Below are 9379 nucleotides of genomic sequence, written 5' to 3' on the forward strand. Positions count from 1 at the left end.
CGCTGCGGACGGTGTGCACCACCCCGCGCTCTTAGAGGCGGCGAATGATGAAGGGCTCGAACAGGACGAGGGCCATCTTCTTGGGCAGACCGCACTGGTTCAGCTTGAGGGTCGGGCCCACGACGATTACGGAACGGCCGGAATAGTCGACGCGTTTGCCGAGCAGGTTCTGGCGGAAACGCCCCTGCTTGCCCTTGAGCATGTCGCTCAACGATTTCAGCGGGCGGTTGCCCGGACCCGTTACGGCGCGGCCGTGGCGGCCGTTGTCGAACAGGGCATCGACCGATTGCTGAAGCATCCGCGTTTCGTTGCGGATGATGACCTCGGGGGTCTTCAGCGCGAGCAACGTGCGCAGACGGTTGTTGCGGTTGATGACGCGGCGATAAAGATCGTTCAGGTCGGAGGTGGCGAAACGGCCGCCTTCGAGCGGGACCAGCGGGCGCAGATCCGGCGGGATGACCGGGAGCACTTCCATCACCATCCACTCCGGACGGGAGTTGGACTTAATGAACCCTTCCATCACCTTCATCTGGTTGACCAGCTTCTTGCGGGTCTGCTTCGAACGGGTGTTCAGCATCGCTTCTTCAAGTTCCTGAAGCGTCTTGACGGGGTCGATCTTGCACAGCAAATCGCGGACCCCTTCGGCCCCGATCTTGGCAACGAAACTGTCGTGGCCATAGTTGTCGAGCGCCTCGCGCAACTCCTCTTCGGAGAGCAGTTGCTTTTCCTTCAGCGGGGTTTCGCCGGGATCGACCACGATGTAGTTGTCGTAATATAGGACGCGCTCGAGATTGCGCATGGTCATATCAAGAATCAGGCCCATGCGGCTCGGCGTGGCTTTGAAGAACCAGATATGCGAGGTCGGCACGGCCAACTCGATATGCGCCATGCGTTCGCGGCGGACACGCGACAACGTGACTTCCACGCCGCAACGGTCGCAGATGACGCCCTTGTGCTTGATGCGCTTGTACTTGCCGCACGAACATTCCCAGTCTTTGGTCGGGCCGAAAATGCGCTCGCAGAACAGGCCGCCCTTTTCGGGCTTGAAAGTCCGGTAGTTGATCGTTTCCGGATTCTTTACCTCGCCATGGCTCCACGAACGGATCGACTCAGGCGATGCGAGCGTGATGCTCGCATAGTCGGTCTGTTCCTGTTGCTTGATACCGAAGATGTCGGCAACGCTTGAATTGTTTTCCACGGATGTTCCTCCTGCAGTCTAAAATGTCGGTCGTTTACTGGATGGACTAGTCCGAGAGGATGGGTTCGCCATCTTCGTTCTTCACCTGGAAGTTCAGGCCCAGTCCCTGCAGTTCCTTGATCAATACGTTGAACGATTCCGGGCGTCCGGAGTCGAGGACGTTTTCGCCCTTGACGATCGCTTCGTACATACGGGTACGTCCGGCAATGTCGTCGGATTTCACCGTCAGGATTTCCTGCAATGCGTGTGCCGCGCCATAAGCCTCGAGCGCCCACACTTCCATTTCCCCGAAACGCTGGCCGCCATACTGGGCCTTACCGCCGAGCGGCTGCTGCGTAACGAGCGAATAGGGACCTACTGCACGGGCATGGATCTTCTCGCTGACCAAGTGGTGCAGCTTGAGGATGTACATGACCCCGACCACGACGCGCTGTTCGAAGCGATCGCCGGTACGGCCGTCGTACAGCTCGGTCTTGCCGTCTTCGGCCAGACCGGCCTCGCCAAGCATGTCGCGAATCTGCTGTTCCGAGATACCGTCGAAAATCGGCGTTGCCGCATGCATACCCAGGTGTTTGCAGGCCCATCCCAGATGGGTTTCCAAAACCTGACCCACGTTCATACGCGAGGGTACGCCGAGCGGGTTGAGAACGATGTCGACCGGGGTGCCGTCCGGAAGGAACGGCATGTCTTCCTCGGCAACGATGCGCGAAATCACGCCCTTGTTACCGTGGCGACCGGCCATCTTGTCCCCCACCGAAAGCTTTTTCTTTTCGGCGATGTAGACCTTGACGGACTTCACGATGCCCGCATCGAGCTCTTCGCCGCTTCCGGCGCGGTCGAGCGAGCGGTCCTTGTCCTGACGCGCTTCGTGGAACTTGCCGCGATATTCGTCGATGATGCCCATGATCTTGATGCGGATCGGGGACGGATCGATTTCGACGTGCTCGTAGTTGGCCGCCAACTTACGCAGGAGCGTTTTGGTGATCTTGCGGTTGGCCGGGATGATGACATCGCCGGAATCGGCGTTCATCACGTCGAGCGGAATCTTTTCGCCGAGCAGGATGTTGGAAAGCGCCTCGGTCAGGTCTTCGGTCAACTGCGCCACGACGTCTTCATGCCGTTCGGAGATTTCGTTCTGAAGTTTTTTCAGGTCGGTCGGCTTGTCCTTGCTAGCGCCCATGGCGTTGTTCTTGGAGGAAACCTTGACGTCCATGACGATGCCGTGGGTTCCCGACGGCGCCTTCAGCGAAGTATCGCGGACATCGGCGGCCTTTTCGCCAAAGATGGCGCGCAGCAGCCGTTCTTCCGGGGCCAGTTCGGTTTCGCTCTTCGGGGTAATCTTGCCGACGAGGATGTCGCCGGGTTTGACCTCGGCGCCGATTTGGATGATGCCGTCGTGGGAGAGGTTTTTGAGGGCCTCTTCGCCGACGTTCGGAATATCGCGGGTGATTTCTTCCGGGCCCAGTTTGGTATCGCGGGCACCACACTCGAATTCCTCGATGTGGATGGACGTGTAGACGTCTTCGCGCACCAGCTTCTGGTTGATCAGGATGGCATCCTCGAAGTTGTAGCCGCCCCACGGCATGAACGCGACAACCGCATTCTTACCGAGCGCGAGTTCGCCCTGGTCGGTTCCGGAGCCATCGGCCAAGACGTCGCCCGCCTTGATCTTCTGGCCAACCTTGACGAGCGGACGCTGGTTCAGGCAGGTGCCGGCATTGGAGCGCATGAACTTGCGGAGCTTGTATTCCTGGAATTCGTTGCCCGATTTCTTGACGGGCATTTTTCCGTCGGGGGTAATCACGATGCGATCGGCGGAAGCATAGGCCACTTTGCCGTCGGCCTTGGCGGTTACCAGCACGCGGGAGTCGCGAGCCAGCCGGCCTTCGATGCCGGAACCGACAAACGGACGTTCCGACTTCATCAGCGGAACCGCCTGGCGTTGCATGTTCGAGCCCATGAGTGCGCGGTTGGCATCGTCGTGCTCAAGGAACGGAATCAAACCGGCCGCAATGGAGACCACCTGTTTCGGCGATACGTCCATGTATTCGACCTTTTCCGGCGCCACTTCGATGAAGTCGCCACGGACGCGAACCATGACGCGGTCGTTCATGAAGCAGTTCTTTTCGTCGAGCGGCGCATTGGCCTGGGCGATGACGTAGCGTTCTTCCTCGTCGGCGGTGAGCCAATCGAGGTGTTTGCTGACCTTGCCCTTGGCGCACTTGAGGTAAGGCGTCACGATGAAACCGTACTCGTTGACCTTCGCGAAGGTGGAAAGCGAGGAGATCAGACCGATGTTCGGGCCTTCCGGCGTTTCGATCGGGCAGATACGGCCATAGTGCGAGGAGTGGACGTCGCGGACTTCGAATCCGGCGCGATCGCGGTTCAGGCCGCCCGGTCCGAGAGCGGAGAGACGGCGTTTGTGCGTGAGCTCCGAAAGCGGGTTGGTCTGGTCCATGAACTGGGACAGCTGGCTGCGGCCAAAGAAGTCCTTGATCACGGCGGAAAGCGCCTTCGGGTTGATCAGCTTTTGCGAAGAGAGGCGGTCGACCGTCGTATCGAAAATGGTCATGCGCTCTTTCACGAGGCGCTGGATACGGGCCAAGCCAACGCGGCACTGGCCTTCAAGCAGTTCGCCAACGGTGCGGATGCGGCGGCTTCCCAAGTGGTCGATGTCGTCGAGCGTACCTTCGCCATTGCGGATCATCAGCAAGTAGCGCAGGGCTTCGACCACGTCTTCGACTTCCAAGGTCAGCGAGTCGCTCTTGATGCCGAGCTTCTGCTGGATCTTGTAGCGGCCGACGCGGCTGAGACTGAAGCGCGCTTCATCGAAGAAGAGACGCTTGATCATCTGGCGAGCGGAAGCGGTGGTGGGCGGATCGCCCGGACGCAGCTTCTGATAGAGGTCTTTGAGGGCTTCGTCCACGGTGCGGGTGGTATCGGCCTGAACGGACTTCAGGAAAAGCCCCTGGTCCCAAGAAACGTCGACCACGGAGACCTTCTTGTAGCCGGCCAGCTTCATGCGCTGGATCATGTCGACGGTCAGCGCATCGTAGCGACGGCCGATCACGGATTCGGAATCGGCGTCCACGATATCGTCGCTGAGCACGAGGTTTTCGAGGTCGGCTTCCTGATAGGTTTTTTTGGCCAGGGAGAACTCGGAAAACTTGTAGTAGAGATTCAGGATCTCTTCATCTTTTTCGTAGCCCAAGGCCCGCAGGAAGGTCGACGCCAGGAATTTGCGGCGGCGGCGCTTGCGGTCCAGGTAGATGTAGATCAGGTCGCTGGTATCGAACTGCGCCTCGATCCACGAACCGTGGTCGGGAATGATGCGGAACGAATGCAGCGTCGAACCGTTCGCATGCTGGGACGACTCGAAGCAGATGCCAGGAGAGCGGTGCAGCTGGCTGACGATTACACGCTCGGCCCCATTGATCACGAAGCTTCCGCTTTCGGTCATCAGCGGGATTTCGCCCATGAACAGCGTGTCTTCGCGCAGGTCCTCGCCTTCGCGCAACTTGAACGTTACGTAAAGCGGCGCCGAAAAGGTTTCCCCTTCGCGCAGCGATTCCATGTGGTCAAGTTTAGGGGCCTTGATTTCGTAACTCACGAAATCAAGCGCTATCTGTCCGTCGTAACTCTCGATCGGAAACGCTTCGCCCAAAACAGCTTGAAGACCCATCTTCTTCCGCTTGGAAGGAGACGAGCCCTGTTGGAGGAAGTCCCGGTAGGAGTTCAGTTGGATTTCGATCAAGTCGGGCGCATCTAGCGCGTCGGTCAGCTTGCCAAAGTTTTTTCTATCAGCCATCCCGCACCTTCAGGTTTATATTGGAATAATAACGGTTGTTCCCCTTTGGGTCTCAAAGGGGAACTAACACAAGCCATCTTGACGACGGCGCAAACTATCTGGAATCAAGAACCGCGGGGTTACTTGAGTTCGATCGTTGCTCCAACACCTTCGAGCTTTTCTTTCATGGCTGCGGCATCTTCCTTGGAAACACCCTTCTTGACGCTGGCCGGAGCCCCGTCAACCAGTTCCTTGGCTTCCTTCAGGCCGAGACCCGTGATGGCACGGAGTTCCTTGATGACCTGGATCTTGGATGCGCCGGCAGCGGTAAGAACAACTTCGAATTCGGTCTGTTCTGCTGCAGCGGCACCTTCGTCGGCGGCCGGGGCTGCGACGGCAACGGCGGCCGGAGCGGCTGCGGTTACGCCGAGACGATCTTCGAGCGCCTTAACGAGCTTGGAAAGTTCGAGAACCGAGATGGTTTCAACCCAATCAACGAATTCTGCCATTTTGCCTTCGAGTACTACTTCTGCTTTTGTTTCTTCGGACATTTTTTGCCTCCTAATGAACTGCTTCTAATTCAAATTAATAGTTATGCTTCTTGTTCTTTTTTGTCTATTACCGCGCTCAGCACGTAGACCAAACTTGCGACCTTCTGGTTCATCACGCCGACCAACTGGCTGCACGGTGCCTGCAAGGTGCCGAGCAACATGGCGCGCAACACATCCTTGGACGGAAGCTTGGAAAGCTCCACGACATCCTCTGCGGAGATGCTCTTGCCTTCGACAAATCCACCCTTGATCACGGGTTTTTTCTTCGCTGCGGTAAACTTCTTGATGACCTTCGCCACTTCGACCACATCGCCGTCGCCGTAGATCATCGCGGTCTGCCCCTTGAGCAATGCGGAAGCATCCTCGGAAAGCGCCCGGTTGAGCATGCGGTTTTTGACGACGTTGAACGATGCGCCATTCTCGCGGAGCGATTTCTTGAGCTCGTTGGTGGTGGGCATGTCCATGCCGTTGTAATCGGCAAGGATCATGTAGAGCGCACCAGCGACACGCGCATCGATCTCGTTCGCTTCAGCGATTTTTTCAGGTCTCATACCTTTTTCTTGTGGTTTCATCTCAATACCAACCCTTCCTATGCGGAGATTTCCTTGAGGGCGACCCGGAGACCCGGACCCATCGTGCTGGAAATGGTGCAACGTTTGATGTAGGTGCCCTTCGCGCTAGCGGGCTTGGCACTGTTGATCGCGTCAACAACTGCCTTTGCGTTTTCGAGCAAAGCCGTTTTTTCGAAGGACCGCTTTCCAAAGGGAACCGCAATGTTGCCATTGCGATCCATGCGGAACTCGACGCGACCGGCCTTGAGCTGGTTGACCGCCGAGGCGGTGTCGTCGGTGACCGTTCCGGTCTTCGGGTTCGGCATCAGGCCGCGGGGACCGAGTACACGGGCCACCTTGCGGACTTCTTTCATCGCGTCGGGCGTAGCCACGGCCGCATCGAAATCAACCCAACCTTCCTGGATCTTCTTGATCAGATCTTCGAAACCAACTTCGGCCGCTCCTGCGGCGCGGGCCGCTTCCGCAGCGTCGCCGGTGGCGAACACAATGACGCGAACATCTTTACCCGTACCGTGCGGCAGCGCAACGGTGGAGCGAATTGCCTGATCGGACTTGGTCGGATCGACCCCCATCCGGAAGGCAAACTCAAACGTTTCGTCGAACTTTGCGGTGGGGTTTTCCTTCAGGAACTCGACTGCGCTTTCAACGCTGTAGTCGGCCTGCTTGGTCACCTTCGTCGCAACTGCGATATATTTTTTTCCGTGAATAGCCATCTTTATTCCACCTCGATTCCCATGCTGCGCGCAGTGCCTTCGATGATACGAACAGCGGCGTCTAGGCTGCTGGCGTTGAGATCGTCTTTCTTGGTCTCAACGATTTCCTCGAGTTGCGCGCGGGTTACCTTGCCTACCTTGTCGCGGTTCGGGACACTCGATCCCTTGGCGAGGCCGGCAGCCTTCTTCAGCAATACCGATGCGGGCGGGCTCTTCGTGACGAACGTAAAACTGCGGTCGCTATATACGGTGATGACCACCGGAACAACCATTCCCGCCTGGCTCTGCGTGGCGGCATTATACGCCTTGCAGAACTCCATGATGTTCACGCCTTTCTGACCCAATGCGGGACCGACCGGCGGAGCAGGGTTTGCGGCCCCTGCGGGTATCTGCAATTTGATGTACCCTGTGATTTCCTTAGCCATAACTAACCTCTATAAATTTATTCAGCCGAGCGTTCGACTTGCCAGTATTCGAGTTCCACCGGCGCCGTGCGCCCAAAGATCGAGACGGAGATTTTGAGTTTGCCGCGTTCCGGATCAACTTCCTCGATAACTCCGTTGAAGTTCATGAACGGCCCATCGGTCACCTTTACGGTTTCTCCGGGCTCGAACATTACCTTCGGAGCAACGGCTTCTTTCTTTTCCTCGATCTGGTTGACGATGGAGTTCACCTCGTCGTCGCTCATGGGTGCCGGGCGTTCGCCGCCCAGGAAACCGATGACGCCCGGCGTATTCTGGATAAAGGTCCAGGCGCTGGCGTTCACCGACTTATCGTCGTTGAACAGGTCGATATTGATCAACAGGTAGCCCGGAAAAAACTTCCGGTTCACCGTGGTCTTCTTGCCCTGTCTAACTTCGGAGACCTTTTCGGACGGGATGAGCACCTCGCCGATGATCTCTTCCATCTCCTCTTGCTGCACCCGGCTGGCGATGTTTTTCTTAACCTTCAGCTCGTGCCCGGAAAGCGCGTGTAAAATGAACCACTGTTTTGGCATGTCGTTCGTTCCTATAAATAAACTAGCGGATGATGAAGCGAAGCAGGTTTACGTTGACCACATCGCAAAGTCCAACGAAGGCGCCGAGAATGATGACCGAAATGATGACCACCACGGATTGGCCAAACAGTTCCTTGCGGGTTGGCCAGGTACACTTCAGTAGTTCTACCTTGACCTCTTCGAGGAAGGTTTTCAGCCCACCGACACCTTCGTTTAGTTTATTCATTGTTGCTTTCCAGTTTCAAATTAGTGGCAGGTCGGAAGGGACTCGAACCCCTAACATCCGGTTTTGGAAACCGGTGCTCTACCGATTGAACTACCGACCTGTCGTAAAATCGAATCAACTACTTCGTTTCGCGATGCAACGTATGCCGCTTGTCGCGCGGGCAATACTTCTTGATTTCGCGGCGCGTGGTTTCCAGCTTTTTATTGCGGGTGCCCGTGTAGTTGCGCTCTTTGCACTCGGTGCAGGCCAGAGTAATGATATCTCTTGGCATGGTTTTATCCTATTAGAGTTTAAACGGGTACAGGCAGGGATACCCTGCCCGCCCCGGTTACTCGCTGGAGTTACTCAACGATTTCGATTACGCGGCCGGCACCAACGGTACGGCCACCTTCACGGATGGCGAAGCGCATGTGCTGCTCCATCGCGATCGGAGTGATGAGCGTAACATCCATGGTGACGTTGTCGCCCGGCATGACCATCTCAACGCCCTCGGGCAGCTGGATGTCGCCGGTTACGTCGGTCGTACGGAAGTAGAACTGCGGACGATACCCCTTGAAGAACGGCGTATGACGGCCACCTTCGTCTTTGGAAAGGACGTAAACTTCGCCCTTGAAGCGGGTGTGCGGCTTGATGGAGCCGGGCTTGGCCAGAACCTGGCCGCGCTGTACGTCTTCCTTCTTGGTGCCGCGCAGCAGGATACCGACGTTGTCGCCGGCCTGACCCTCGTCGAGGATCTTGCGGAACATTTCCACACCCGTGCAGGTGGTGGTAACGGTATCTTTCAGACCAACGATTTCGATCTGGTCGCCGGTGTGGATCACACCGCGTTCGACACGGCCCGTTACAACGGTACCGCGACCTTCGATCGAGAACACGTCTTCGATCGGCATCAGGAATGCCTGGTCGGTGATGCGCTCGGGCTCCGGAATCCACGTATCGAGGGCGTCCATGAGCTCCTGAATGCAGGCGGCTTCGGGGCCGGTCGGGTTCTGGATGGCCGGAAGAGCCGCGCCGCGAATGATCGGGCTGTCTTCTTCGAAGTCGTACTTCGCGAGCAGCTCCTGAATTTCCATTTCAACGAGTTCGATCAATTCTTCGTCATCGACGAGGTCGCACTTGTTGAGGAAAACAACGATTTTCGGAACACCAACCTGGCGGGCCAGCAGAATGTGCTCGCGGGTCTGCGGCATCGGGCCTGAAGGCGCTTCAACCACGAGAATCGCGCCGTCCATCTGGGCAGCACCCGTAATCATGTTCTTCACATAGTCGGCGTGACCGGGGCAGTCGACGTGCGCATAGTGACGATTGTCGGACTCGTACTCGACGTGCGAAGTC

Annotated in this window: 9 protein-coding genes, 1 tRNA gene and 1 pseudogene; all 11 read right to left on the reverse strand. The window is 57.3% G+C overall.

The window, feature by feature from the left end:
* Positions 1-34: 34 nt before the first annotated feature.
* Positions 35-1171 (reverse strand): annotated as a pseudogene (locus ABYO54_RS09695) (DNA-directed RNA polymerase subunit beta'); the annotation flags it as partial.
* 73 nt (positions 1172-1244) lie between these two features.
* Positions 1245-5006 (reverse strand): DNA-directed RNA polymerase subunit beta, encoded by a 3762-nt coding sequence (gene rpoB / locus ABYO54_RS09700; protein WP_372808051.1) that lies wholly within the window; start codon positions 5004-5006, stop codon positions 1245-1247.
* Positions 5007-5125: 119 nt separating this feature from the next.
* On the reverse strand, positions 5126-5494 hold the full coding sequence (rplL, locus tag ABYO54_RS09705; protein ID WP_372808059.1) for a 50S ribosomal protein L7/L12: 369 nt from the start codon (positions 5492-5494) through the stop codon (positions 5126-5128).
* An 83-nt stretch (positions 5495-5577) separates the two neighbouring features.
* On the reverse strand, positions 5578-6087 hold the full coding sequence (rplJ, locus tag ABYO54_RS09710; protein ID WP_372808052.1) for a 50S ribosomal protein L10: 510 nt from the start codon (positions 6085-6087) through the stop codon (positions 5578-5580).
* A 38-nt stretch (positions 6088-6125) separates the two neighbouring features.
* Complete coding sequence (gene rplA, locus ABYO54_RS09715) at positions 6126-6821, reverse strand: 50S ribosomal protein L1 (RefSeq protein WP_372808053.1); 696 nt, start codon at positions 6819-6821, stop codon at positions 6126-6128.
* Between the two features lie 2 nt (positions 6822-6823).
* Positions 6824-7246: a 50S ribosomal protein L11 gene (rplK, locus tag ABYO54_RS09720; protein WP_372808054.1), complete on the reverse strand. Its 423-nt coding sequence runs from the start codon at positions 7244-7246 to the stop codon at positions 6824-6826.
* A gap of 17 nt (positions 7247-7263) precedes the next feature.
* Positions 7264-7818, reverse strand: a complete 555-nt coding sequence (gene nusG, locus ABYO54_RS09725) for a transcription termination/antitermination protein NusG (RefSeq protein ID WP_372808055.1) — start codon at positions 7816-7818, stop codon at positions 7264-7266.
* 22 nt (positions 7819-7840) lie between these two features.
* Positions 7841-8044, reverse strand: a complete 204-nt coding sequence (gene secE, locus ABYO54_RS09730) for a preprotein translocase subunit SecE (RefSeq protein WP_372808056.1) — start codon at positions 8042-8044, stop codon at positions 7841-7843.
* Positions 8045-8068: 24 nt separating this feature from the next.
* Positions 8069-8144, reverse strand: a tRNA-Trp gene (locus ABYO54_RS09735).
* 18 nt (positions 8145-8162) lie between these two features.
* A complete protein-coding gene (rpmG, locus tag ABYO54_RS09740) occupies positions 8163-8315 on the reverse strand; it encodes a 50S ribosomal protein L33 (RefSeq protein WP_372808057.1) in 153 nt (50 codons plus the stop codon).
* 70 nt (positions 8316-8385) lie between these two features.
* Positions 8386-9379 (reverse strand): elongation factor Tu (tuf, locus tag ABYO54_RS09745; RefSeq protein ID WP_372808058.1); only part of this gene is annotated, 994 nt, incomplete at its 5' end.

The sequence above is a fragment of the Pontiella sp. genome, from assembly GCF_041622395.1.
In the GTDB taxonomy this organism is placed as follows: domain Bacteria; phylum Verrucomicrobiota; class Kiritimatiellia; order Kiritimatiellales; family Pontiellaceae; genus Pontiella.